General features: G+C 65.0%; 21 protein-coding genes. 14 read left to right on the top strand and 7 right to left on the bottom strand.

What is annotated here, in order from left to right:
* Nucleotides 1-4: 4 nt before the first annotated feature.
* Both P6U25_RS16125 and P6U25_RS16120 read right to left on the bottom strand, forming a co-directional pair.
* Nucleotides 5-1,648, bottom strand: a complete 1,644-nt coding sequence (locus P6U25_RS16125; protein WP_407152113.1) for an acyl-CoA dehydrogenase family protein — start codon at nucleotides 1,646-1,648, stop codon at nucleotides 5-7.
* Between the two features lie 25 nt (nucleotides 1,649-1,673).
* Nucleotides 1,674-2,438: a M15 family metallopeptidase gene (locus P6U25_RS16120; RefSeq protein WP_407152112.1), complete on the bottom strand. Its 765-nt coding sequence runs from the start codon at nucleotides 2,436-2,438 to the stop codon at nucleotides 1,674-1,676.
* Nucleotides 2,439-2,651: 213 nt separating this feature from the next.
* Here P6U25_RS16120 and P6U25_RS16115 point away from each other — a divergent pair, with 213 nt between their 5' ends.
* The 3 genes from P6U25_RS16115 to plsY are packed head-to-tail and all read left to right on the top strand — an operon-like array spanning nucleotide 2,652 to nucleotide 5,547.
* On the top strand, nucleotides 2,652-3,605 hold the full coding sequence (locus tag P6U25_RS16115) for an aspartate carbamoyltransferase catalytic subunit (RefSeq protein ID WP_407152111.1): 954 nt from the start codon (nucleotides 2,652-2,654) through the stop codon (nucleotides 3,603-3,605).
* Nucleotides 3,606-3,610: 5 nt separating this feature from the next.
* Entirely contained in the window at nucleotides 3,611-4,912 is a 1,302-nt protein-coding gene (locus P6U25_RS16110; protein WP_407152110.1) for a dihydroorotase, read from the top strand.
* Between the two features lie 38 nt (nucleotides 4,913-4,950).
* Nucleotides 4,951-5,547: a glycerol-3-phosphate 1-O-acyltransferase PlsY gene (plsY, locus tag P6U25_RS16105; protein WP_407152109.1), complete on the top strand. Its 597-nt coding sequence runs from the start codon at nucleotides 4,951-4,953 to the stop codon at nucleotides 5,545-5,547.
* A gap of 105 nt (nucleotides 5,548-5,652) precedes the next feature.
* On the opposite strand, the gene P6U25_RS16100 is transcribed toward plsY, so the two are convergent.
* Nucleotides 5,653-6,891 carry an amidase gene (locus P6U25_RS16100; RefSeq protein WP_407152108.1) on the bottom strand — a complete coding sequence of 413 codons (1,239 nt, stop codon included), beginning with the start codon at nucleotides 6,889-6,891 and terminating at the stop codon, nucleotides 5,653-5,655.
* A gap of 100 nt (nucleotides 6,892-6,991) precedes the next feature.
* Here P6U25_RS16100 and dprA point away from each other — a divergent pair, with 100 nt between their 5' ends.
* The gene (gene dprA, locus P6U25_RS16095; protein ID WP_407152107.1) at nucleotides 6,992-8,098 is read left to right on the top strand and encodes a DNA-processing protein DprA; all 1,107 of its coding nucleotides are present in this window, start codon (nucleotides 6,992-6,994) and stop codon (nucleotides 8,096-8,098) included.
* A 279-nt stretch (nucleotides 8,099-8,377) separates the two neighbouring features.
* On the opposite strand, the gene P6U25_RS16090 is transcribed toward dprA, so the two are convergent.
* Entirely contained in the window at nucleotides 8,378-8,779 is a 402-nt protein-coding gene (locus P6U25_RS16090) for a winged helix-turn-helix transcriptional regulator (RefSeq protein WP_407152106.1), read from the bottom strand.
* 99 nt (nucleotides 8,780-8,878) lie between these two features.
* Between P6U25_RS16090 and P6U25_RS16085 the strand changes: the two genes are divergently transcribed.
* On the top strand, nucleotides 8,879-9,487 hold the full coding sequence (locus tag P6U25_RS16085) for an FMN-dependent NADH-azoreductase (protein ID WP_407152105.1): 609 nt from the start codon (nucleotides 8,879-8,881) through the stop codon (nucleotides 9,485-9,487).
* 133 nt (nucleotides 9,488-9,620) lie between these two features.
* Here P6U25_RS16085 and P6U25_RS16080 read toward each other — a convergent pair whose 3' ends face one another.
* On the bottom strand, nucleotides 9,621-10,451 hold the full coding sequence (locus P6U25_RS16080; RefSeq protein ID WP_407152104.1) for a sulfotransferase family protein: 831 nt from the start codon (nucleotides 10,449-10,451) through the stop codon (nucleotides 9,621-9,623).
* 377 nt (nucleotides 10,452-10,828) lie between these two features.
* Between P6U25_RS16080 and P6U25_RS16075 the strand changes: the two genes are divergently transcribed.
* Nucleotides 10,829-14,008, top strand: coding sequence for an autotransporter outer membrane beta-barrel domain-containing protein (locus tag P6U25_RS16075; protein ID WP_407152103.1), 3,180 nt, complete (start codon nucleotides 10,829-10,831; stop codon nucleotides 14,006-14,008).
* An 83-nt stretch (nucleotides 14,009-14,091) separates the two neighbouring features.
* On the top strand, nucleotides 14,092-14,862 hold the full coding sequence (locus tag P6U25_RS16070) for an adenylyl-sulfate kinase (protein WP_407152102.1): 771 nt from the start codon (nucleotides 14,092-14,094) through the stop codon (nucleotides 14,860-14,862).
* A gap of 219 nt (nucleotides 14,863-15,081) precedes the next feature.
* Here P6U25_RS16070 and P6U25_RS16065 read toward each other — a convergent pair whose 3' ends face one another.
* Together P6U25_RS16065 and P6U25_RS16060 are read right to left on the bottom strand one after the other, a co-directional pair.
* Nucleotides 15,082-15,246, bottom strand: coding sequence for a hypothetical protein (locus P6U25_RS16065; protein ID WP_407152101.1), 165 nt, complete (start codon nucleotides 15,244-15,246; stop codon nucleotides 15,082-15,084).
* Between the two features lie 165 nt (nucleotides 15,247-15,411).
* The gene (locus tag P6U25_RS16060; protein WP_407152100.1) at nucleotides 15,412-16,185 is read right to left on the bottom strand and encodes an SDR family NAD(P)-dependent oxidoreductase; all 774 of its coding nucleotides are present in this window, start codon (nucleotides 16,183-16,185) and stop codon (nucleotides 15,412-15,414) included.
* A gap of 111 nt (nucleotides 16,186-16,296) precedes the next feature.
* Here P6U25_RS16060 and P6U25_RS16055 point away from each other — a divergent pair, with 111 nt between their 5' ends.
* From P6U25_RS16055 to rpmG, 7 genes are all read left to right on the top strand, one after another.
* Nucleotides 16,297-16,773 carry a winged helix-turn-helix transcriptional regulator gene (locus tag P6U25_RS16055; protein WP_407152099.1) on the top strand — a complete coding sequence of 159 codons (477 nt, stop codon included), beginning with the start codon at nucleotides 16,297-16,299 and terminating at the stop codon, nucleotides 16,771-16,773.
* A 582-nt stretch (nucleotides 16,774-17,355) separates the two neighbouring features.
* A complete protein-coding gene (gene topA / locus P6U25_RS16050) occupies nucleotides 17,356-20,121 on the top strand; it encodes a type I DNA topoisomerase (RefSeq protein ID WP_407152098.1) in 2,766 nt (921 codons plus the stop codon).
* Complete coding sequence (rnr, locus tag P6U25_RS16045) at nucleotides 20,122-22,446, top strand: ribonuclease R (RefSeq protein ID WP_407152097.1); 2,325 nt, start codon at nucleotides 20,122-20,124, stop codon at nucleotides 22,444-22,446.
* Nucleotides 22,434-22,874 (top strand): DUF983 domain-containing protein, encoded by a 441-nt coding sequence (locus tag P6U25_RS16040; RefSeq protein ID WP_407152096.1) that lies wholly within the window; start codon nucleotides 22,434-22,436, stop codon nucleotides 22,872-22,874. The genes rnr and P6U25_RS16040 overlap by 13 nt, the downstream gene beginning before the upstream one ends.
* Nucleotides 22,875-22,910: 36 nt before the next feature.
* Nucleotides 22,911-23,651, top strand: coding sequence for an NUDIX hydrolase (locus tag P6U25_RS16035; RefSeq protein WP_407152095.1), 741 nt, complete (start codon nucleotides 22,911-22,913; stop codon nucleotides 23,649-23,651).
* A 204-nt stretch (nucleotides 23,652-23,855) separates the two neighbouring features.
* Nucleotides 23,856-25,181 carry an LLM class flavin-dependent oxidoreductase gene (locus tag P6U25_RS16030; RefSeq protein ID WP_407152094.1) on the top strand — a complete coding sequence of 442 codons (1,326 nt, stop codon included), beginning with the start codon at nucleotides 23,856-23,858 and terminating at the stop codon, nucleotides 25,179-25,181.
* 127 nt (nucleotides 25,182-25,308) lie between these two features.
* Nucleotides 25,309-25,476, top strand: a complete 168-nt coding sequence (gene rpmG / locus P6U25_RS16025) for a 50S ribosomal protein L33 (RefSeq protein ID WP_212499080.1) — start codon at nucleotides 25,309-25,311, stop codon at nucleotides 25,474-25,476.
* The last annotated feature ends 85 nt before the right edge of the window (nucleotides 25,477-25,561 follow it).

Below are 25,561 nucleotides of genomic sequence, written 5' to 3'. Positions count from 1 at the left end.
GCTTTCATGGCAGTGCGCGCGCGAGCAGCGCGCGCTGGTCCTGGTCGGACAGGTCGACCGCACCGTACATGCCGGGATGATTTCCGGCGAGCCGCGTGGCCGCGAACAGGTCGGCATGGTCAGGCGCGATCTGGTTCAGCGCCGCGGTCGCCGCAAGCAGCGCGAGCTTCTCGACCGCAAGCCGCGCCACGCGCTCGCTGTCGGCCCGGCGGAACGCCTCGCCGACCAACGCGACCGTTTCGCCAGCGCCGGGCAGGCCCTTGGTGTCGTCGGCCAGCGCGCGCAGCACCGCCAGCGCGGCATCGGCCTCGCGGCCAAGGGCGCGCAACACGTCGAGGCACATCACATTGCCGGAACCTTCCCAGATCGCGTTAACCGGCGCCTCCCGGTAGTGACGCGCGAGGATCCCCTCCTCGACATAGCCATTGCCGCCGAGGCACTCCATCGCCTCGTAGAGGAACGCAGGCGCGCTCTTGCATATCCAGTATTTGATCGCGGGCGTCAGCAGCCGCATGTAGGCGGCCTCGCCCGCATCGCCGGGCGCGCGGTCGAAGGCGCGGCAGAGCCGCATCACCAACGCGACCGACGCCTCGACATGCAGCGCCATGTCCGACAGCACCGCCTGCATCAACGGCTGATCGGCGAGATGCTTCTGGAACACGCTGCGGTGCCGGGCGTGATGCAGCGCATGCGCAAGCCCCGAGCGCATCAGGCCCGCGGACGCAATCGCGCAATCCTGCCGCGTCAATTGCACCATCTGGATGATGGTGCGGATGCCCTTGCCCTCCTCGCCGATCAGCTCGGCATGGGCGCCGTGGAATTCCACTTCCGACGACGCATTGGAGCGGTTGCCGAGCTTGTCCTTCAACCGCTGGAAGTGGACCGCGTTGACCGAGCCATCAGGCGCGAAGCGCGGCATGAAGAAGCAGCTCAAGCCGTCCTTGGCCTGCGCCAGCACCAGGAACGCGTCGCACATCGGCGCCGACATGAACCATTTGTGACCGGTGATGCGGTAGGTATTGCCGTCGCGTTCCGCCCGCGTCGTGTTGGCGCGCACGTCGGTACCGCCCTGCTTCTCGGTCATGCCCATGCCGAGCGTCATGCCGCGCTTGGTCCACCACGGCGCAAAGCCGGGGTCGTAGGAGCGCGTGCCGATCACCGGCATGGTCTTCGCCAGAATCTCCGGCTGCGCGGCAAGCGCCGCGACCGAGGCGCGGGTCATCGTGATCGGGCAGAGATGGCCGGTCTCGACCTGAGAGGCCATGTAGAACTTCGCCGCGCGCACCACCTCGGCCGCCCCGCCGGCCGGCTTGCCCTGGGCGGTCCAGGTCGAATTGTGCACGCCGGCATGCGCCGAATGCGCCATCAGCTCGTGATAGGCCGGATGAAACTCGACCGTGTCGCGGCGATTGCCCCTGGAATCGAACAGACGCAGTTTTGGCGTGTTCTCGTTGGCGAGGCGCCCGCGTTCCGCCATCGCGGCGGAACCCCAATGCTTGCCGAACTCCGACAGCTCGGCCGTCGCCGTCGCCCCGCCATTGGCCGCGACCGCCGCTGCCAGCGGGGCATCGACCGCGAACAGGTCGATATCCTCGAATGGGGGCGACTGGTTCAGCACCTCGTGGGTGGCAAATGAAGCCTGCGTCATGGGTGTGTCTCGAACCGGTCAGGACTCAATTGCGGTGCGAACGTATCGGAAAATCATAGGCGTGTCCGCCCGCCCCCGGCAGCGAAAAGTGCCACCATTCCTTCGAATAGTTCACAAATCCCTGCCTCGTCATCGCCGCCAGCAGGGTGTTCCGCCATCGTCGCTGCTCCGGCGTGATCGACCTTGCTGCGGTATGACCCTTTGCATCGGAGCAGTCATAGCCGGTGCCCATGTCGACGCTTCCTTCCGGCGCCCGCTCCGCCACCGGAGCGGTACAGTCGGCGTAGTTGCGCACGGGGTCGAATTTGCCGGAATTGCCGGCGGTGAGATCGACCAAAGTGAGATCGAGGGCAGCCCCGGTGGAGTGCCCCGAATGGGTCGCGATGTAGCCGAGGCGGAACAGGTCGGCCTTGGAGACGGCCGGATTATAGCGTCGCTCGGCGGCGGTTTCCCTGCCGCTCCTCGACCACGCGACCATGTCGGCGACCGCGCGGGCCGGCCGGTAGCAGTCGAACATCTTGAGCGAGAGATTTCGCCGCGCGAGTTCCTGCTGCACCGCCTTGAGGCGAAGCCCAACCTCCCGCTTCACCACGCATTCACCGGCGCCATAGCCCGCGATCGGCCTGCCCATGAAGTTGTTCGAGGTGGCGTAGCGGATGTCCTGGATAATCGACGGATCGATGTCACGAAGGAACACGAAGCCGCCGGGCAGGCCCTGCGCAATGGCCGGTGAAATCCAGATCACGACAGCAGCGCCAATCACGACAATTTTCACGAGTTCTCGCTCCATCTTCGTGGCCGGGACAGCATTCGGTATAGCTCACCCATTGTCCTGGCGATCCACATCTGTGTTCCCGAAAGACGGCAGGGACACCTGGAGCGCCCGGTCGACAGCGCCCGGCCGTCCGCCGATCGATCTCCTCGTCCTGCAGATGGGGATAACTTCCATCACCCCTCTTCGCGCTTGCCCCTCGGGCCATCCGCGCCTATAGCTCTGGCTTTAATGACCCCATCATTGAAATCGACTTTCGTCCTCGGTCACCGGCATCTGCTGGGCATCGAGGGCCTTTCCGCTGACGACATCACGGGCCTGCTCGACCTCTCCGAGGAGTATGTCGAGCTCAACCGCCAGGTCGACAAGAAACGCGCCTCGTTGCGCGGCCGTACCCAGGTCAACCTGTTCTTCGAGGCCTCGACGCGGACCCAATCCTCGTTCGAGATCGCCGGAAAGCGGCTTGGCGCCGACGTCATGAACATGTCGGTGTCGTCGATGTCCACCCGCAAGGGCGAGACCTTGATGGACACCGCGGTGACGCTCAACGCGATGCACCCCGACATCCTGGTGGTGCGCCACCACGCCTCCGGCGCGGTCGAGCTGCTCGCGCGCAAGGTTGACGGCTCCGTGATCAATGCCGGCGACGGCAGCCATGAGCATCCGACCCAGGCGCTGCTCGACGCCCTGACCATCCGCCGCAACAAGGGCCGGATCGAGGGGCTCACGATCGCGATCTGCGGCGACGTGCTGCACTCGCGCGTGGCGCGCTCCAACATCCTGCTGCTCAACACCATGGGCGCTCGTGTCCGCGTGGTCGGCCCCTCCACCCTGTTGCCGCCGGGCATCGAGCGGATGGGCGTCGAGGTCGCGCGCGACATGCGCGAGGGCCTGAACGGCGCCGACATCGTGATGATGCTGCGGCTGCAGCGCGAGCGCATGAACGGCTCCTTCGTCCCGTCCTCGGCCGAGTATTTCAACTATTTCGGCCTCGACAAGAAGAAGCTCGGCTACGCCAAGCCCGACGCGCTGGTGATGCATCCGGGCCCGATGAACCGCGGCGTCGAGATCGACACCTTCGTCGCCGACGGCGCGCAGTCACTGATCCGCGAACAAGTCGAAATGGGAGTGGCAGTACGCATGGCGGTGCTGGAAGCACTCGCCCGCAACCTGCCGAACGCGTGAGACCGATGCTGACCGATCGCCGCCCTGTCCTGCTCGCCAACGCCCGCGTCATCGACCCGTCGCGGGATTTCGATGGCCCCGGCGATGTGCTGATCGCCGACGGCGTGATCCGCGACGCCAAGCGCGGCATCGGAGCCGCCGGCGTGCCCGAAGGCACCGACATCGTCAACTGTGCCGGCAAGATCGTGGCGCCCGGCCTGATCGACATGCGCGCCTTCGTCGGCGAGCCCGGCGCGAGCCACCGCGAAACCTTCGCTTCGGCAAGCCTGGCTGCGGCCGCCGGCGGCATCACCACCATCGTTTGCCAGCCCGACACCTCACCGGTGATCGACAATTCGGCGACCGTCGATTTCGTGCTGCGCCGCGCCCGCGACACCGCGATCGTCAACATCCATCCGATGGCGGCGCTCACCAAGGGCCTGCAGGGTCAGGAGATGACCGAGATAGGCCTGCTGAAGGCCGCCGGCGCGGTCGCCTTCACCGACGGCGACAAGAGCGTCACCAACGCGCAGGTGATGCGCCGCGCGCTGACCTATGCGCGCGATTTCGACGCGCTGATCGTGCATCACACCGAGGATCCGGACCTCGTCGGCGAAGGCGTGATGAACGAGGGCGAATTCGGAACGCGCCTCGGGCTCATGGGCATCCCGACCGCCGCCGAGTCGATCATGCTCGAGCGCGACATGCGGCTCGCAGGCCTGACCGGCGGCCGCTATCACGCGGCCTCGCTGACCTCGATGGAGTCGCTCGAGATCCTCAAGCGTGCCCGCGACAACGGGCTCGACGTCTCGGCCTCGGTCTCGATCAACCATGTAACGTTGAACGAGAACGATATCGGCCCCTACCGCACCTTCCTGAAGCTGTCGCCGCCGCTGCGCACCGAGGACGACCGCAAGGCGCTGGTGGCCGCGCTCGCCTCCGGGCTGATCGATGTGGTGATGAGCGACCACAATCCGCAGGACGTCGAGGTCAAGCGGCTGCCGTTCGCGGAAGCCGCCAGCGGCGCGGTCGGCTTGCAGACCATGCTGCCGGCCGCCCTGCGGCTGATCCACAATGGCGAGATGGAGTTCAAGACGCTGATCCGCGCGATGTCGACCCGGCCGGCGGAACTGCTGGGCCTGCCCGGCGGCACGCTGCGCGCCGGCGCTCCGGCCGACGTGATCGTGATCGACGCCGACACGCCCTGGGTGCTCGACCGCGACGACCTCAAGTCGCTGTGCAAGAACACCCCGTTCGACGACGCCCGGTTCTCGGGCCGCGTGATGCGGACCATTGTCGGCGGCCGCACGGTGTACGAACATGTCTGACCCGTGCCAGAATGTGCGGCACGATCGGAGCCACAGCCATGTCGGGTGACGGATTCCTCATTGTCGCGTTCCTGATCGGCTACCTCTGCGGGTCGATCCCGTTCGGCATGATCCTGACGAAGCTCGCCGGCACGCAGGATCTGCGCTCGATCGGCTCGGGCAATATCGGCGCCACCAACGTGTTGCGCACCGGCCGCAAGGGCCTCGCGGCGGCAACCCTGATCGGCGACATGCTCAAGGGCACGGTCGCCGTCATCATCGCGGGCTACTTCGGCGGCCCGAATGCGGCGATGCTCGCCGCGCTCGGCGCATTCCTCGGCCACTTGTTCCCGGTCTGGCTCGGCTTCAAGGGCGGCAAGGGCGTCGCGACCTATATCGGTGTGCTGCTCGGCCTGTTCTGGCCGGCGGCGCTGATCTTCGCCGTGATCTGGCTCGCCACCGCCTTCACCAGCCGCTACTCGTCGCTCTCGGCGCTGGTCGCGGCCTTCGTGACCCCGATCTTCCTGTGGTGGTTCGGCCACAACGCCCTCGCCTCGCTGTTCGCCGTGCTGACGCTCTTGCTGTTCTACATGCACCGCGAGAACATCAAGCGCTTGCAGGCTGGCACCGAAGGCAAGATCGGCGAGAAGCGGTGACTCCCCCGTCATTCCGGGGCGATGTGCAGCATCGAACTATGGTGCTGCACCTGAGAATCTCGAGATTCCGGGTTCTCGCTTCGCGAGCCCCGGAACGACGGCGAACTACTTCCTCAACGCCGTCTCGACAAAACTCGCCGCCACCAACGCCCGCGCGTCCGCACCGAACGGCGCGATGACGGTGACGCCGACCGGTAGACCGCCCTCGGCCACCTGCGCCGGCACGTTGACGCAGGGCACGCCCATCAACGTCCACAACCGGTTGTAACGGGGATCGCCGGTCGACGATAACCCCTTGGGCGCGGCGCCCGGCGCAGACAGTGTCAGCAGCACGTCGACCTCGTCGAATACGGCCGCCAGCGCCTGCCGCGCGCGCACGGTAACGTCCATCGCCGCGTCGTAATCGCGCGCGGTGATGCCCTTGCTCTCGTCGAGCCGGCCGCGCAGGATCGGCGGCATCGTGTCGTAGTTCTGCCGATACTCCCAGGCGAGCGCCTGATGCGCCTCGAAATCCTGCACCACAGGATGGATGCGCCAGGCCTCCGCGACGATTTCGGGCATCGCAAGCTCGCGCACCGAGGCCCCGGCCCGCTCGGCGGCACGCGATGCCGTCTGCAATGCCGCCGCGCCCGACGGCTCCGGTGCGCCGGCAAAGGCCTGCGTCACCACGCCGATCCGCGGCGCCGTCACCGCGTCCGGCACCACCAGGTCCGGCCGGTTGGTCATCGCCGCCAGCCCGCGCGCGACGTCGCGGACGCCGGACGCAAACAGCCCGACGGTATCGAGCGTCCAGGAGAAGCACTTCACGCCGACGGTCGGCAACAGCCGATAGCTCGGCTTGATCGCGGCGACACCGCAGAACGAGGCCGGCCGGATCACCGAGCCGCCGGTCTGCGTTCCCAGCGCCAGCGGAATCATTCCGGCCGCGACCGCTGCCGCCGAACCCGACGACGATCCGCCGGGCGTGTGCGCATGATTGTGCGGGTTGAGCGTCGCGGTCGGATCGGTTGCCGCAAACGCCGTCGTCGTGGTCTTGCCGATGATGGTCGCGCCGGCCTGCATGAGTGCCATCACGACTGGTGCGTCCGCGCGCGAGCGATGCCCGCGGTAGATCTGCGACCCCATCTCGGTCGGGAAATCGGCGGTATCGATAATGTCCTTGATGCCGACCGCGACGCCGCGCAGTGGCCCGGCCGTTTGCGCTGGGGCGTTCTCGTCGTGGCGGACGAAGGCGCCAATGGTCTTGTCGTTCACGCGGATCGCATCCAGCGATCGGCCGATGGCAGCCTCCGGCGACAGCGCGCCCTGTTCGATCCGCTGTTGGAGATCGGCGAGTGATATCATGGCGGGCTCCCCTGCTATGCCGTTGTAGGTAGCGCGTTGCGCAGGGTGTGCCAATGAGGCCGTTGATCACAATCTCCTCTTGGGCGAAGCTGGATTCCCCATGCACGACCGTCCACACAAGCTCTCCGATACCGAACGGCTCAGTCGCCTCAGGCTGATCCGCTCCGACAACGTCGGTCCACGCACTTTTGCATCGCTGCTTCGCCATTTCGGCGATGCGGCGAGCGCGCTTGAGCGTCTGCCCGATCTTGCGCGCCGCGGCGGCGCGTCGGGTGTCGGGCGCATCTGCAGCGAGGCTGACGCCACAGCCGAGCTCGCCGCCTGCCAGAAGTTCGGCATCGATCTGGTCGCGCCCGGCGAAGCGCAATATCCGTCGCGGCTCGCCACCATCGACGACGCGCCACCGTTGCTCGGCCTGCGCGGCGCGCTTGACGTGCTGACGCGGCCGATGATTGGGATCGTCGGTTCGCGCAATGCCTCAGGCGCCGGACTGAAGTTCGCCGGCCAACTGGCCCGTGAGCTCGGCGACGCCGGCTTTGTCGTGATCTCCGGACTCGCCCGCGGCATCGACCAGGCGGCGCATCGCGCCACGATCGCGAGCGGAACAGTCGCCGTGCTGGCCGGCGGCCATGACCGGATCTATCCGCCGGAGCACAACGACCTGCTTGCCGCGCTGCTCGATCAGGGCGCCGCGATGTCCGAGATGCCGCTCGGCCATGTGCCGCGGGCGCGCGACTTCCCGCGCCGCAACCGGCTGATCTCGGGCGCCTCGCTCGGCGTCGTCATCGTCGAGGCCGCGCATCGCTCGGGCTCGCTGATCACCGCGCGGATGGCCGCCGAACAAGGCCGCGAAGTGTTTGCCGTGCCGGGCTCGCCGATCGATCCGCGCGCCGCCGGCACCAATGATCTGATCAAGCAAGGCGCGACGCTGGTCACCGAAGCCGCGGACATCATCAATGCCGTCACCCCGATCATGGAGCGGCCGGTGATGCTCGGCGTGCGCGAGGACGACGAACCGCTCGATTTCGCCACCGACGCCTCTGATCGCGCCCGCATCGTGGGTCTATTGGGGCCGAGCCCGATCAGCCTCGACGACCTGATCCGGATGGCCGACATGCCGCCTGCGATCGTCCGCGCAGTGCTGCTCGAACTCGAGCTCGCCGGCAAGCTCGAACGCCACGGCGGCGGCCTGGTGTCGATGATTTAGCCTGTCGGTCGTACGTGAGCGTCCGGATGCATCATGAACGCTCCCGGCCGGGGGATAGAAAATCCGCCCATAAGAGGTAGGCGCCGAACAGCGTGGGGAAAGCGCCCAATTTGAAGGCTATCCCCCTTCCGCCTAACACCAGCCATTCGTAGGTGGCCCATGAGCCGCCAGCGATCATCGCTAGATAAAGAGCCAGAGTTATGATTCGGCGCATGACCCAATAATGAGGCCATCCCGTCGGTTGGGCTAGATTAGTGCTGCTACAATGCTCAAACAACGTCACTCGCCGTTCCGCGTGTCGAACCTATTCCGTGCGCCTTCGATCTGCGGCAGATGTGCGATCGCCCATTCGCCGAGCGACTTCACCGGCTCGGCGAGGCCGCGGCCGAGATCGGTCAGCTCGTAGTCGACCCGCGGCGGGATGGTCGGGAAGATCGTGCGCGTCACCAAGCCGTCGCGCTCCAGTCCGCGCAGCGTGAGCGTCAGCATCCGCTGCGAGATGCCGTTGATCATCCGCTTCAGCTCGTTGAAGCGCCGCGGTCCATCGATCAGCATCATGATCACGAACACGCTCCATTTGTCGCCGACGCGGGCGAGCACCGAGGCGACCGCCTTGCAGTTGCCATGGTCGGGCCCGGGCACGGGCGGCAGGGCAGGCACACGGATGTTCTCGGGTCTCATGTCTGTGCTCGGGTTTCAAAATTGTGCGTTCTTGCGGAGATTTAGGGCGGTCACTCATATAGCGCCAGTTACAAACCAATACCAAAGGTGACCTCTGCCATGAAACTTCTGCACATCGATTCCTCGGTCCTCGGGCCCCACTCCGTGAGCCGTCAGGTCTCCGCCGCGGCCGTCGAGCGGCTGCGCCAAGCCAATCCCGGCCTCGTCGTCACCTATCGCGACCTGACGCTGACCCCGCTCGCCCACCTCACCGGCTCGCACTTGGCCGCCGGCCAGGGCGCTGCTCCGGAACCCGCGCTGCGTGACGATATCGCCGCCGGACAGGCGGTGCTGGCGGAGTTTCTGGAGGCCGACATCGTCGTGATCGGCGCGCCCATGTACAACTTCACGATCCCCTCCCAGCTCAAGGCTTGGATCGACCGCATCCTGGTGGCAGGCAAGACGTTCAAGTATGGCGCCAGCGGGGTCGAGGGACTGGCCGGCAACAAGCGCGTCGTCATCGCGATCTCGCGCGGCGGCTACTACGGCGCCGGCACGCCGATGGCCGCGCTTGAGCATCTCGAAACCTATCTGCGCGGGGTGTTCGGCTTCATCGGCGTCACGAATCTCGAGTTCATTTCCGCCGACGGCATCCAGGTCGGCCCCGATCATCGCGAGAGAGCCGTTGCGGGTGCGCTGCAGGCCGCGAGCAGCCTCAACGCGGCCTGATCCCCCCGCACCCCTGCCGGTCGCCTCGGCGACGGCAGTCACCAACACTGCTGTCGTCACCCGCGAAGGCGGGTGACCCACGATCTCAGAGGCCGAAGTCCCCGCCATACAACCTTCACCTTCATATCATCCGCTATACCACCTTCACCTTGCGCGGGTTCAAGGCGGGGTCGAGCCAGAAGGCCTCGTTTTCATAACGGCTGAACAAATCCGGCGGCAGCACACTGGCACGTGCGACCGGTTCAACTTTCGGGCGTACCGTGTGCAGTCCGGGCGTGCCCAGGCGCCGGTCAAACTCATCCGCTTCGTATGTCGCGTTGTCGAAATCATGACTGTACATCGGCTCGTCGATAAAGGCGTACACGGCAGCGATGGCGCGTGCCGGCTCTCGTGTGAGCGTTTCAAAACGTAGAAGCATCAGGTTGGATGGATCGGCACTGTAAAAGGCCTGTTTCACCGCATTATGCGCAAACCCGACCATGCCGTCTCCTTTGGCCAACCCCTCCGCGCGCGAATACACTGTACCGGCAGGCTTGTAGTTGAAGATTCCGGAAGGCTGAAACACGTTCCGACGAACCAACTGCTCGATGCTGTCGATAACCCACGATACGTGCCTGACACAGGCGATGATTTTGCTGCGCGGAAATAACTGCTGGAGCGGCTCCAGCCTCGCGCACCAGATGCGGTTCGTGTCGAAAATCACATCGCCACCGAATTCCGGGCCGTAGTAACTGTCGAATAGGCCCTTCAGAATACGGCTGCGCTGGTCATTGCTGACGAAGACAGAAAATTCGCTTTGATCGCTCAGTTCGCTCAGCATGGTATCGAACATGCCTCCCAGCGGGCCACTCATGCTGGCATGAAACCGGGGATTCTGGCTCAAAATGGCTGACAGCAACGTCGAGCCAGATCGCGGAAGGCCAGAGATGAAATGGAAACGGCGCTGCAAAGGTTCTCCTGTCAACGGCTCCTCCAACCACCACCATACGTCTAAGGACAGAGGCGCTCAGATAGCCATGTGGAGATTTCCCAAGTCAATCCGGTCAGTGGTTTGGCTTCTTGCGGAAGCTTTCGGTTGCATTCGCGCGATTCACGAGTAATGTACAACCTGACGTTTCGGGCGGCGTCGTAGGGGGCGGAGTGATGCGGATTCGGCGCGTGACGGTTCGGCCCGATTTGGCTCGTTCCGATCCGCAGATACAACAATCTGTTCAATCCCCCTTCTGGGAAATCTTGCCGGCAGCGCGATCGATGTCCCGCCGCCGGCACGCCGATCCACTGTCCGCTAGTCCCCTGCCCGCTAGTCCCCTGCGCCGAGATAAGGTGGCTGGCGCCCGCGGCTTGGCTCGCGCGCGTTTGCTCGGCACCACGGCGCTCGCTGTCGTGATCCTCACCGTTGAAATATTCCGGTCCGTTGCAATGGCCGCTGGCGGGACAGCCGGCACCAATAAGGGCGTTGGTGGTACGGGCGGTACATCTCCCGGCGGTGGCGCTGGTGCCAATGCGACCGGTAGCATTGGTGGCGGCGGCACTTATGGCGGTGGCGGCGGTGGCGGCGGTGGCAGTGGCTTCACCGGCGGCGGGGGTGGCAACAGCGGAGCATATCAGCATACCGGGAACCCGGGTGGTAATGTCAGCACGTCTTTCACCTTCACCAATTCAGCCATCGTACGTGGCGGCGTTGGCGGCCAGGGTAGCACCGGCTACGGTTCCGGCGGCGGCGGTGGTGGCGGTGCGGGCGTTGGCGGCGGCGGTGGAGGCGGTGGCGGTGGCTATGGCCTTGGCGGCGGCGGCGGCGGTGGTGGCGGCGGCGCGGGCGTTGGCGGCGGCGGCGGTGCCGGTGGCTATGGGGCCGGCGGTATCGGCGGCTCCGGCGGCAATCTCACGGGGGCAGCCCGTATTATCAATAGTGGCAAAATCTACGGCGGCGCTGGTGCGGGTGGCGTCAACTATTCTCTCAACCCCACCCAGCATGGCACCGCCGGCAATGGCGGCGATGCCATCGGCGGTGGCGGTGGCGGTGGCCTAGGCGGCGGTGTTGGCGGTGTTGGCGGCGTCGGCGGCGGTATCACGGGACCCGCGACGACGATCATCAACACGGGCCTCCTCCAGGGCGGCGATGGTGGGGGGCCTTCACCGACTGGTATGACGGACGGCGGTGTTGGCGGCGTTGGCATCCGCGGCAGCAATCTGACGATCGTCAATGCTGGCACGATTGCCGGCGGCGTTGACGGCAACACCGGCACGGTGCGATCCAATGCGGTTCTCTTCACCGGCGGCACCAACAGCCTCGAGCTGCAATCCGGCTGGATGATCATCGGCAATGTCGCCAATGCTTCGGGCGTGACCGGCACCACCAACACGTTGATCCTGGGGGGAAGCTCCACAAATCCGTCGGGCGATGGCACAGCCACGGGGACGGTGTTCGATGTGTCGCAGATCGGCGCCAAGTATCACAACTTTGATGCGTTCCAGAAGTCAGGCGCCAGCACCTGGCAATTGACCGGCGCGACGGGAGCAGTGACGCCGTGGACGATTACGGGCGGCACCTTGCAGATCAGCAACGATGCCGCTCTGGGGCATGCGAGCGGCGTCCTCACCTTCGGCGGCACCGATGCAGACACTGGCCTGCCCGGCAGCGGCAGGTTGGCGGTGACGGCGTCCATCAGCACCGCCCGCAATATCGTGCTCAACAATATCGCCGGCTTTGCCAATACGATCGATGTGAGCGGCACCAACAACTATACCATCGGCGGCGTGATCAGCGGCCAAGGCGGATTGACCAAGGCCAACAGCGGCACGCTGACATTGACGGCGAACAACACTTATTCCGGGCCGACCAATGTCACGGCCGGCACACTGGTCGTCGGTGATCCGAGCACGCCCTCGGCGTCACTGTCAGGCAGCGGGGCGGTCATGGTGGCGAGCGGCGCGACGCTCGGCGGCTTCGGCAGCATCGCCGGCTCGGTCACCAACAACGGGACGTTCGCGATCGGCAACGCGCTGCCGGCGTTTTCGAGCGCGCCAAACACCACCTTCAACGTCGGCGGCAATCTGACCAATTCGGGACTGGTGACGCTGGTCGGGCCGGCACCGGGCAACGCGCTCAAAGTTGCTGGCAATTTTGTCGGCGCCGGCGGGAGCACGCTGGTGCTCAGGACCATGCTCAATGCCGGCGGCGCGCTGTCGAATCAATCGACCGACCGGCTATTGGTCGGCGGCAGCAGCGCCGGCTCGACCCAGGTGCGCATTACGCCGGTCGGAACCGGCGCATTCACCTCCGTCAACTTCCCGACCGCAACGACCGGCATCTCGATCATCCAGGTCGCCGGGCCGTCGTCGGTCGGTGCGTTTACGCTGGCGGGCGGCACTGTCAGCAGTGGCCCTTACGTCTACAACCTCAATGCCTACGGCCCCGGCTCGCCGAACGGCCAGGCCGACCCGGGCCAGACCCTGATCGGCACGCCGGGCGCCAATTGGGACTACCGGCTGCAAAATGTCTTTGTGACGCCGGCGGGACCGGTGCCTCCGGCACCGCCAGCTCCGCCCCCTAACGCGCGGCCGCAAGTGGTGCCGCAAGTGCCGGCCTATATCAGTTCACCGACCGTGCTGTTTGACGCCGGCCTGCGTGACATCAACGATCTGCACCGCCGGCTCGGCGAGATCCGCGACGCGCAGGCGCGGGGCGAGCCGCAGCAGTTCGAAACGTTCGTGCGCGGCTATGGTGGCCCCTACCAATACACCTCGACCCGCAGCTTTTCCGACTTCGGCTACAACTTCAAAGCAAGCGATGAGGCGATCCAGTTCGGCGGCAGCGGCGTCGCGCTCGACGACGAACGTGGTCACTTGAGAATCGGTCTTGCCGGCACGCTTGGCCACGCCTCTTTCACACCGAATGCGGTCGATGGGTCGAGCAGCGGCACGTTCGAGACCGACAAGCTGTCGGGCATCGCGACCTACCAGATGCGCAGCGGGTTTTATGTGGATGCCATTGCCACGGGCGGCGTGTTCCGAGGCTCTGTGACCACCGCGGCGGCCGGAAAGACCACCGACCTCAACGGCACGCTGGTCGGCCTGTCGGTCGAAAGCGGCTACCCGATCCCGATCGGCTGGCAAGACCTGGTCGCCGAGCCGGAGGTGCAACTCGTCTGGCAGCACCTCAGCTTTTCGCCGCGCACCGACACGGGCGGGCTGAACGTCGCGATCGGCAACCTTGATCAGGGCGTCGCCCGGATCGGCGGCCGGTTGGTCCGGCGCTTCCAGACTGCGGACGGAACGCTGCTTTCGCCCTATCTGAAGGTCAATCTCCTGCAGGGCTTTGGCGACGGCTCCGCAATCAGCCTCGGCGGCCTCGGGTTCGGCACTGGCTCGTACGGGACGGCGATCCAGGTCGGCGGCGGATTGACCGGCACAGTGACAAACGGGCTAGCGGTGTTCTCTGACGTTGCCTACCAGACGCATGTCAGCGACGGCGGCGTACGGGGCTGGACCTTCACCGGGGGGCTCCGCTTCAGCTTTTAAACCACATCCGAAATCGCGGACAACAAGTGCGTCCGCTCTTCAGTGTGGTCGGACGATGAGATAGACGTAAGGAGGCATCGCGGGTGTTGCGCAAGATCTTGGTCATGGGTTTGCCTGGCGCGGGCAAGACGACTTTTGCCAATGCACTCGCACCGCTGTTGAACGCGGTCGTGTTCAACGCTGACGCGGTCCGCGCCAATCTGTCGCGTGATCTCGGCTTCAGCCACGAAGACCGCATCGAGCATGCGCGACGCATGGGCTGGATGTGCGATCGGGTCGTCGAAGCTGGCGGCACGGTGATTGCGGATTTTGTTTGCCCGACACCAGCAACGCGCACGGCGTTCGGCGAGGCTTTCACAGTCTGGATCGATCGCATCGATATCAGCCGATTTGAAGACACCAACCGCATGTTCGTCGCGCCCGATCGCTTTGACGTGCGCGTCACCGCAGAGGGCACGCCCCAATATTGGGCCGAGCAGACGTTACTACGATTACGTCCCGCATTCGATCCGCAAAAGCCAACCGCGCTGTTCATCGGTCGCTACCAGCCATTCCATGCCGGGCATCAGCGCCTGATCGAGGAAGGGTTGAAACGGGTCGGCCAGATCTGCATCGCAGTACGCGATACTCATGGCATCGATGATAAAAACCCACTGCCGTTCTTTGCGGTGAAGCAACGAATCGAAACCGCGTTGTCCGCGCATGCTGGGCGCTTCGTGGTGGTGCCACTACCCAACATTACCAATGTCTACCACGGTCGCGACGTCGGCTATTCGATAGAGCGTATTGTCCTGGATGAGACAACCGAATCGATCTCGGCCACCAAGATGCGAGCGCTCTCGGCTGCGCCGTGACCGTTGCTGCTGCGACCTGGCTTTTGCCCTCCGAGGTAACGATTGAGAAGATTGGTGGGCGATCACGGGCTCGAATCGTGGACCCGCAGACGAAGAGACACAGTTTGTAGTGCCGGGAGGGCGCAACTCCTGGATACCCGCATACGCGGGTATGACGGCTGCAAGGAGCAAGGTCCGCGCGCCTCATCCAGCGCGGACCAGGGTCATGCATCAATGCACTCAGAACCAAACGCCCTGAATGCCGAGGATGACGGCGACAAGCGAGATCAACAAGCCAATGCCGGAAAACAGCGCGACCGTGACCAATTGCGACGAATCCGACTCTTTATCTTCGGATGCGGACGAAACCGGAATCGAACGCGAAATGCGGGCTGCTTTCGGCATGACGGCGCTCCAAATGAATCGGTAGTAAAAAATCCCCGCCCAATTGAGGAGTCCGGGGAGCACGTCAAAGGTTCAGTGCCTTGTGCGCGGAATCATAGTTCCGCACGGAATCGGCCGGTGTGATCCGCTTCACACCGGTCCTCCTTTTTACAACGAGTCAGAGTCTCAGCCGCGATAGATCGGCGCGCCTGCGGGCGACGCCGTCGCGCCGCCGTCGACGAACAGCTCCTGCCCTTGCAGATGCACGGAATCGTCCGACGCCAGAAACAGCACCGTCTTCGAAATGTGATCCGGCTCGCCAATGCGCTCCAGCGGCGTCGACTTGGCGATCCGCGCCTCGAACATTTTCTCTGCCTCGGGCGTCGCGACCGCCGCGCCCCAGATCGGTGTGCGCACGGCGCCCGGCGCTACCACGTTGACGCGGATCCCGCGGGGCGAAAGCTCTGACGCCATCACCCGCGCCATCGCCCGTACACCGGCCTTGCTCGCGGCATAGGCCGAATAGCCGGGATTGCCGAGCACCGAGATCACGGAGCCGTTGAGGATGATCGACGCGCCATCGTTGAGATAGGGCGCGGCCGCCTGCACGGTGAAGAACACGCCGGTGAGATTGGTGCGGATCACGCTTTCGAAGGCCGCAAGCGTGGTGCCGCCGACCGGCGTCTGGCCGGGAATGCCGGCATTCGCAAACAGGACGTCGTACTTGCCGAATTTTTCTGCGCCCTGTTTCACGGCGGCTTCCAGCGCCGCGACATCGGTTGCATCGGCCGCGACAGCCAGCGCGTTCGGGCCGAGTTGCTTCGCTGCCGCCGCAAGCGTCTCACGATTGCGGCCAGTGATGACGACCTTGGCGCCTTCAGCCACGAACAGTTTCGCGGTCGCAAAGCCGATGCCGCTGTTGCCGCCGGTGATGAACGCCGTCTTGTTCGCCAGTCTCATGCTCGCCTCCAATCTGGTTGCATTATTAAACCTGATTGCCCACGTAAGGCAGCGGGTTTAATAATGCAACCACAAAAGGCTGTGATCGCTCGGCCTTTGCCGGAGACAGACGTGGTGAAACGAACCAGCCTTGCGGGCGATGCCTGCCCGATCGCGCGGGCGCTCGACGTGTTCGGCGACTGGTGGTCGCTGCTGATCATCCGCGACGCCAGCCTCGGCCGGCGCCGCTTCGGCGAATTCCAGGCGAGCCTCGGACTGGCCAGGAACATCCTCGCCACGCGCCTACGCGCGCTCGTCGAGCGCGGCATCCTGAAGATGGTTCCCGCTTCCGATGGCAGCGCCTATCAGGAATATGTGCTGACGCCGAAGGGTCGCGGGATCTTCCCGATCCTGGTCGCGCTGCGGCAATGGAGCGAAGAGTTCGACGAGCACCCGGACGAGATCGCGACCATCCTGGTCGACCGCGACAAGGGCAAGCCGGTAAAGAAGCTCGCGCTGTATTCGCAGGACGGACGCGTGCTTGATGCTGCCGACACGACGCTGAAGCCGCGGCCCGCCGTCAAGCGCGCGCGGCGGGCATTGGCCTGATCGATAGAGCGGCGAAACGGAAGAAAACCTCGGACAGATCGTGTCGCGAGAACGCAAGGCCGTATCTCCACGTCTGTCATCGCCCGCGAAGGCGGGCGATCCAGTATTCCAGAGGCAGCAGTGATTGATCCGAGATGCGCAGCGTACTGGATCCCCCGCATGCGCGAGGATGACGGCGGCGCGATCGATCGCGTCCGCCCTCGCCAAGGCTTCGGGTCCGGCGAAGGCCAGTGCGACGCAATGACGAGCCACCGCCGCACGACCGCCGCGGCGCAATATGGCGCCGCTGCCCTTCCCGCCCGTCGCCTCTCCATCGCCGGCCGGCCGCCGTCCGCTTCCGTCCTCCCCCCGTCAACAAGCCGCTTCCGTCCGACCGGATAAACCGGGAAACCTGCCCTCTTCGACCACAACTGCAGGACGCAGGTTTCAACCAGCGAGGTAGTATTTTGCTACCCAACTCCACTCTTTCAATATCTGTCGATTTGACAGGGGCCGCCTCAGCACCCATGTTCGCCCCGAATCGGCGGGCCGCGAGTCTAGCGGAATCCGCCTTCAAGTTTTCCCGTAAGCTATTGGAATGACATGAATATCGTCATTGTGGAGTCGCCGGCCAAGGCCAAGACGATCAACAAATATCTGGGGGCCTCCTACGAGGTCCTGGCGTCGTTCGGCCATGTCCGCGACCTCCCGGCGAAGAACGGTTCCGTCGATCCCGAGGCCAATTTCCAGATGATCTGGGAGGTGGACGCCAAGGCCGCCGGCCGCCTGAACGACATCGCGAAGGCGCTGAAGGGGGCCGACCGCCTCATTCTCGCAACCGACCCTGATCGCGAGGGCGAGGCGATCTCCTGGCACGTGCTGGAGGTGATGAAGGAGAAGCGCGCGCTGAAGGACCAGAAGGTCGAGCGCGTGGTGTTCAACGCCATCACCAAGCAGGCCGTCTCCGAGGCGATGAAGGCGCCGCGCCAGATCGACGGCGCGCTGGTCGACGCCTACATGGCGCGCCGTGCGCTCGATTACCTGGTCGGCTTCACGCTCTCCCCGGTGCTGTGGCGCAAGCTGCCCGGCGCCCGCTCGGCGGGCCGCGTGCAGTCGGTCGCGCTGCGGCTGGTCTGCGATCGCGAACTCGAGATCGAGAAGTTCGTTCCCAGGGAATACTGGTCGCTGATCGCCACCCTACTCACCCCGCGCGGCGAAGCGTTCGAGGCGCGCTTGGTCGGTGCCGACGGCAAGAAGATCGCGCGGCTCGACATCGGCTCAGGCGCCGAGGCCGAAGACTTCAGGAAGGCGATCGAGGCCGCGACCTTCACGGTCAAAACCGTCGAGGCGAAGCCCGCGCGGCGCAACCCGCAGGCTCCCTTCACCACCTCGACGCTGCAGCAGGAAGCGAGCCGCAAGCTCGGCTTCGCGCCGGCCCACACCATGCGCATCGCCCAGCGTCTCTATGAGGGCATCGACATCGGCGGCGAAACCACCGGTCTCATCACCTATATGCGAACCGACGGCGTCCAGATCGCCAACGAGGCCATCACGCAAGCGCGCAAGGTGATCGGCGAGGATTACGGCAACGCCTACGTGCCCAATGCGCCGCGCCAGTACCAGACCAAGGCCAAGAACGCGCAGGAAGCTCACGAGGCGATCCGCCCGACCGATCTGTCGCGTCGTCCCGCCTCGATCGGCCGCCGGCTCGATGCCGACCAAGCGCGGCTCTATGAGCTGATCTGGAAGCGCACGATCGCGAGCCAGATGGAAGCGGCCGAGCTCGAGCGCACCACCGTCGATATCGAGGCGAAGGCCGGCGCGCGCGTGCTGGAGCTGCGCGCTTCCGGTCAGGTCATCAAGTTCGACGGCTTCCTCGCGCTCTACCAGGAAAGCCGCGACGACGAGGAGGACGAGGATTCGCGCCGCCTGCCCGCGATGAGCGAGGGCGAAGCGGTGAAGCGCCAGAGCCTTTCCGTCACCCAGCATTTCACCGAGCCGCCGCCGCGCTTTTCCGAAGCTTCGCTGGTCAAGCGGATGGAAGAGCTCGGCATCGGCCGTCCTTCGACCTATGCTTCGATCCTGCAGGTGTTGAAGGATCGAGGCTACGTCAAGCTGGAGAAGAAGCGGCTGCACGGCGAGGACAAGGGCCGCGTCGTGGTCGCGTTCCTGGAGAACTTCTTCGCGCGCTATGTCGAGTACGACTTCACCGCCGATCTCGAAGAGCAGCTCGACCGCATTTCCAACAACGAGATCGCCTGGCAGCAGGTGCTGAAGGATTTCTGGCGCGATTTCATCGGCGCTGTGAATGACATCAAGGACCTTCGCGTCGCCGAGGTGCTCGATGCGCTCGACGAGATGCTGGGTCCGCACATCTACCCGCCGCGCGCCGATGGCGGCGATCCCAGGCAGTGCCCGACCTGCGGCACCGGACGGCTCAATCTGAAGGCCGGCAAGTTCGGCGCCTTCGTCGGTTGCTCGAACTATCCGGAGTGCCGCTACACCCGCCCGCTCGCAGCCGACAGCGCCGAGAGCGCCGACCGTATCCTCGGCAAGGATCCCGAGACCGGGTTCGACGTCGCGGTGAAGGCCGGCCGTTTCGGACCCTATATCCAGCTCGGCGAGCAGAAGGATTATGAGGAAGGCGAGAAGCCGAAGCGCGCCGGCATTCCGAAGGGCACCTCGCCCGGCGATGTCGACCTCGAGCTTGCGTTGAAGCTGTTGTCGCTGCCGCGCGAGATCGGCAGGCATCCGGAAACGGGCCAGCCGATCACCGCCGGCCTTGGCCGCTTCGGACCGTTCGTCAAGCACGAGAAGACCTATGCCAGCCTCGAGGCCGGCGACGAGGTGTTCGACATCGGGCTGAACCGCGCGGTCACGCTGATTGCTGAAAAGGTCGCAAAGGGTCCGAGCGGCCGCCGCTTCGGCGCCGATCCCGGCAAGCCGCTCGGCGACCACCCCACGCTCGGCGCGGTCGCACTCAAGAACGGACGCTACGGTGCATATGTCACCGCAGGCGGCGTCAATGCGACGATTCCGAGCGACCGCGCCCCCGACGAGGTCACGCTCGCCGAAGCGATCGCGCTGATCGACGAGCGGGCCGCCAAGGGCGGCGGCAAGGTGAAGGCCAAGAAGACGAAGGCGGCGAAGCCCGCCAAATCCGAAGCAAAGTCCGCGAAGGCTGACAGCGGTGCAGAAGCCAAGCCCGCCAAGAAAGCTGCGGCCAAGACGGCCGCAGCGAAACCGAAACCGGGCGCGGCCAGCAAGGCGCGCGCGCCGGTCTCGTCAGGCGCCAAGACCTCGGCCGCGAAGCCCGCGACATCAACCAAAGCGCCCGCGAAGAAGAGCGCAGGCAAGGCAAGAGGATAAGTGAAACAAAAACCCGACCATGGCTTTCCGGCCCGGGACGCCATTGTCGCATTCATACGCGCCAATCCAGGCAAGGTCGGCACCCGCGAGATCGCGCGAGAGTTTGGCCTGAAGAACGCCGACCGCGCCGAGCTGAAGCGGATCCTGCGCGAGCTCGCCGAGGACGGCACGATCGCCAAGCGCGGCCGCAAGATGCATGAGCCGGCCGCGCTGCCGCCGACCGTGCTTGCAGACGTCACCGGCCGCGACAGCGACGGCGAATTGATCGCCACACCCGCCGAGTGGGACGCGGACGAGAACGGCACCGCGCCAAAGATCCGCATCGAGACGCCGCGGCGACCGAAGCCCGGCACTGCGGCCGGTGTCGGCGACCGCGCTTTGCTGCGGGTCGACATTACCGATGAACGCGACGGCACGCCCTATCGTGGCCGCGTCATCAAGATCATTGATCACGCGAAGAGCCGCATCCTCGGCATCTTCCGCAGCACCCCCGACGGTAGCGGACGGCTGATCCCGGTCGACAAGAAGCAGGCCGGTCGCGAACTCAATATCGCCAAGGCCGATACCGCCGGCGCCAAGGACGGCGATCTCATCAGCGTCGACCTGATCCGCGGCCGCGGCTATGGGCTCGGCTTCGGCCGCGTCAAGGAACGGCTCGGCTCGATCGCGAGCGAGAAGGCGATCAGCCTGATCGCGATCCACACCCACGACATACCTCAGGTCTTCTCATCCTCGGCACTGCGTGAGGCAGAGGAGGCCAAGCCTGCGACGTTGCAGGGCCGCGAGGACTGGCGCGACGTGCCGCTCGTCACCATCGACCCGCCCGACGCCAAGGATCATGACGACGCCGTTCACGCCGAAGCGGATCCCAATCCGAATAACAAAGGCGGTTACATCGTTCATGTCGCGATCGCTGACGTCGGCTTCTATGTGCGGCCGGGCTCCGCGCTCGACCGCGACGCGCTTCAGCGCGGTAACTCGGTGTATTTCCCCGATCGTGTCGTGCCGATGCTCCCCGAGCGCATCTCCAACAACCTATGCTCGCTGGTGCCGGGCGAAGCGCGCGGCGCGCTTGCGGTGCGCATGGTGATCGGCGCCGACGGCCGCAAGCGCTCGCACACCTTCCATCGCGTGCTGATGCGCTCGGCGGCAAAGCTCCATTATGCGCAAGCGCAGGCTGCGATCGACGGCAGACTCGACGACACCACCGGTCCGCTGCTCGATCCGATCCTCAAACCGCTGTGGTCCGCCTACGAGCTGGTCAGGCTCGCGCGCAACGAACGTGATCCGCTCGACCTCGATCTGCCCGAACGCAAGATCCTTCTGAAGCCCGACGGCACCGTCGATCGCGTGATCGTGCCGGAGCGGCTCGATGCGCACCGCCTGATCGAGGAGTTCATGATCCTGGCCAACGTCGCCGCGGCCGAGACCCTGGAGAAGAAGGGCCTGCCGCTGATCTATCGGGTGCACGACGAGCCGACCCAGGAGAAGATCTACAATCTCCAGGAATTCCTGAAGACGCTCGACCTGCCCTTCACCAAGTCGGGCGCGCTGCGTCCCTCGCAGTTCAACCGGGTGCTCGCGCAGGTCTCTGGCGAAGACTACGAACCGCTGGTCAACGAGGTGGTGCTGCGCTCGCAGGCGCAAGCCGAATACTCCGCCGAGAATTACGGCCATTTCGGCTTGAACCTGCGCCGCTACGCGCACTTCACCTCGCCGATCCGCCGTTATGCCGATCTCATCGTGCATCGTGCGCTGATCCGAGCGCTGGGCCTCGGCGAAGGCGCGTTGCCGGCAGACGAAACCGTGGAAACGCTCGCCGAGATCGCGGCGCAGATTTCCTTCACCGAGCGGCGCGCCATGAAGGCGGAGCGCGAGACTGCCGATCGCTTGATCGCGCACTTCCTCGCCGATCGCGTCGGCGCCAGCTTCCAGGGGCGGATTTCCGGCGTGACGCGTGCAGGCCTGTTCGTGAAGCTCGATGACACTGGCGCAGATGGTCTTATTCCCATTCGCACGATCGGCACCGAGTATTTCAACTATGACGAGACGCGCCACGCGCTGATCGGCTCGCGCAGCGGAACCATGTACCGGCTCGGCGACGTCGTCGACGTGCGCTTGGTCGAGGCGGCTCCGGTGGCCGGCGCATTGCGCTTTGAGCTATTATCCGATGGCAAGGCTATTCCGCGTGGCAGAAAACGCGACGGCGCCGAGCGTCGCGCCAACGCGCATCAAGAGCGGAAAGGGCGCAGCAAGAAAAAGGACCGCAAGCTGCCGAAGCAAAAGTCCGGCAAATCGAAGCGAGGCAAATCATGGAAACGGTGACCCCGCCCACGGTGGTCTGGACCCGCGAAACGGCACAGGCCGAAAAGCGCGACCTCTGGAGCGCAATGAAGCGCGGATTCTCCGGCCGTTGCCCGCGCTGCGGCAACGGCAAGCTGTTTCGCGCGTTCCTGAAGTGCGATGGCCACTGCCCGGTCTGCGACCTCGATTTCACCCCACATCGCGCGGACGATCTGCCTGCCTATCTCGTCATCGTGATTGTGGGCCATATCGTGGTACCGACCGCGCTGTGGATCGAGACCAATTATTCGCCGCCGGTGTGGCTGCAGCTTGCGATCTATCTGCCGTTCACACTCATCGCATCGCTGCTGCTGTTGCAGCCGGTCAAGGGCGCCGTGATCGGATTGCAATGGGCATTGCGCATGCACGGCTTTGACGAAAATGCCCCTAGCGACATCCCGCCGGTCTAGCTAAACGGGACGACAAGAAGAACCGAAAGGGATGAGATGACTGAGACCGCCGCTGCCGTCCACCAAGGGGAAAAAGAAGCCGATCATCATCCGTACTTCCGGCCGAAGGATGCGGCAACGCTGATCCTGATCGACCGCTCGGGCGCGAAGCCGAAGGTGCTGGTTGGCAAGCGCCACGACAAGGTGGTGTTCATGCCGGGCAAATACGTCTTCCCCGGTGGCCGCGTCGACAAGGCCGACAACCGCGTGCCGGTTGCCGCGCCGATTACGTCGGAATTGGAAGCCAATCTGCTCAAGGGCAGCCCGAAGATCACACCCGGCCGCGCCCGCGCGCTCGCCAACGCGGCGATCCGCGAGGCCTGCGAGGAGACCGGCCTCTGCCTCGGCCGCAAGATCGAGAAGACGGTGAAGCTCGACGGACCGTGGGCACCGTTCGCCGATGCGGGACTCCTGCCCGACCCGTCCGGCCTGTTCCTGATCGCGCGTGCGATCACGCCGCCCGGCCGCGTCCGCCGCTTCGATACGCGATTCTTCACCGCGGACGCTTCGACGATCGCGCATCGGGTCGAAGGCGTGGTGCACGCCGATGCCGAGCTGGTCGAGCTGGTGTGGGTCGAGATCGGCTCCGAGCCGCTCGCCGATGCGCATGCGATGACCAAGAACGTGCTCGCCGAGCTCGACCGCAGGCTCGCGACCGGCCCGCTCCGTCACGACGCGCCGGTGCCGTTCTTCCATTTCTACGGCGGCAAGATGCAGAAGGACGTGTTGGGGGCTTGATGTCTGTCGAGCACTCCGGGACGCGACGACGTCGCGAGCCCGGAATTCAGAGGTTGTGACGCGAGATTCCCGGTTCATCGCTGCGCGATGCCCCGGAATGACGATGTCGAGAGAGCTCGCAAAAACAAAATAATCTTCCCGATGGCGCGCCGCAGAACGCCTCCCTATCTGTTCCGCTAACGACCTCAGCAACGGAACGAGGCAATGGCGAAGCGTCAACTCAAGCTCGGCGCCTTCATGCGGCCGATCAGCATCCACACCGGCGCATGGCGCTACCCCGGGGCCTGGCCGGATGCCAATTTCAACTTCGCCCACATCAAGCAGCTCATCAAAAAGCTCGAGGCCGGCAAGTTCGACGCCTTCTTCATGGCCGATCATCTGGCCGTGCTGAACATGCCGGTCAATGCGCTGAAGCGCAGCCACACCGTGACGTCGTTCGAGCCGTTCACCCTGTTGTCCGCGCTCTCTGCCGTCACCGAGAATATCGGCCTGATCGCGACCGGCTCGACCACGTTCGACGAGCCCTATCACGTCGCCCGACGCTTCGCCTCGCTGGACCACATCTCCGGCGGCCGCGCCGGCTGGAACATCGTGACGACATCCAATCCGGATGCGGCACTGAATTTCGGGCTCGACGATCACATGGAGCATGCCGAGCGCTACAAGCGCGCCCGCGAGTTCTATGACGTCGTCACCGGCCTGTGGGACTCCTTCGCGGACGACGCCTTCGTACGCGATGTCGAGTCAGGGTTGTTCTTCGATCCGGACAAGATGCACGTGCTCGATCACAAGGGCAAATATCTCTCGGTCCGTGGCCCGCTGAACATTGCCCGCCCGGTGCAGGGTTGGCCGGTCATCGTGCAGGCCGGCGCATCGGAGGATGGCAGGCAGCTCGCGGCCGAGACCGCGGAAGCGGTCTTCACCGGCGGCGGCAGCTTCGCCGATGGACAAAAACTCTATGCCGACATCAAGGGCCGCATGGAGAAGGTCGGCCGCGATCCCGAGCACCTGAAGATCCTGCCGGGCGCGTTCGTCGTGGTCGGCGACAGCGTCGAGGAAGCCAAGGAGAAGCGCGCGCTTCTCGACAGCCGCGTGCATTACGACAGCGCGATCGCCTCGCTCTCGGTGATCCTCGGCACCGACGCCTCCGGCTTCGATCCCGATGGTCAGTTGCCGCCGATTCCTGAAACCAATGCCAGCAAGAGCGGCCGGCAGCGCCTCGTCGACGTCGCCGCGCGCGACAAGCTCACGGTGCGCCAGCTCGCGCAGCGCGTCGGCGGCTATGGCGGGCTCGCCTTCGTCGGCACGCCGCAAACCATTGCCGACCAGATGGAGGAATGGCTGACAGGGCGCGGCAGCGACGGCTTCAACATCATGTTCCCCTACCTGCCGCAGGGGCTGTTCGACTTCGTCGACCGGGTGGTACCCGAGTTGCAGAAGCGCGGGATCTTCCGCAACGAGTATGAGGGGCGGACCTTGCGCGAGAATTTGGGCCTGCCGCGGCCGAAAAACCGCTTCTTCGAGGGTTAATCGGCAAGAATCGAGCCGGATTTGACCCCGAAAACCTTGACTTTGGGCGGTTTGTGGCTAGTTTCCCGGCCAAACGCGGGCCGATTTGGCCGGCTCCTGAATACCCCTGCATTTTTGAGGTTTGCACATGGCCAAGGCGGTCACCATCAAGGTCAAGCTCGTGTCGACGGCCGACACCGGCTACTACTACGTCGCCAAGAAGAATTCGCGCACCATGACCGACAAGCTGGTCAAGAAGAAGTACGATCCGGTCGCGCGCAAGCACGTCGAGTTCAAGGAAGCCAAGATCAAGTAAGATCGCCTGATCTTGATATTCGAAACGGGGCCTTCGCAGCCCCGTTTTTGTTTTGCAGCCCTGTGTCCTCCCCTATGCTTCCCGT

It is taken from the genome of Bradyrhizobium sp. ORS 86 (assembly GCF_045571475.1).
Lineage (GTDB): Bacteria > Pseudomonadota > Alphaproteobacteria > Rhizobiales > Xanthobacteraceae > Bradyrhizobium.
The sequence above is the reverse complement of the archived record's forward strand: the minus strand, read 5'-3'. Positions and strand labels throughout refer to the sequence as shown.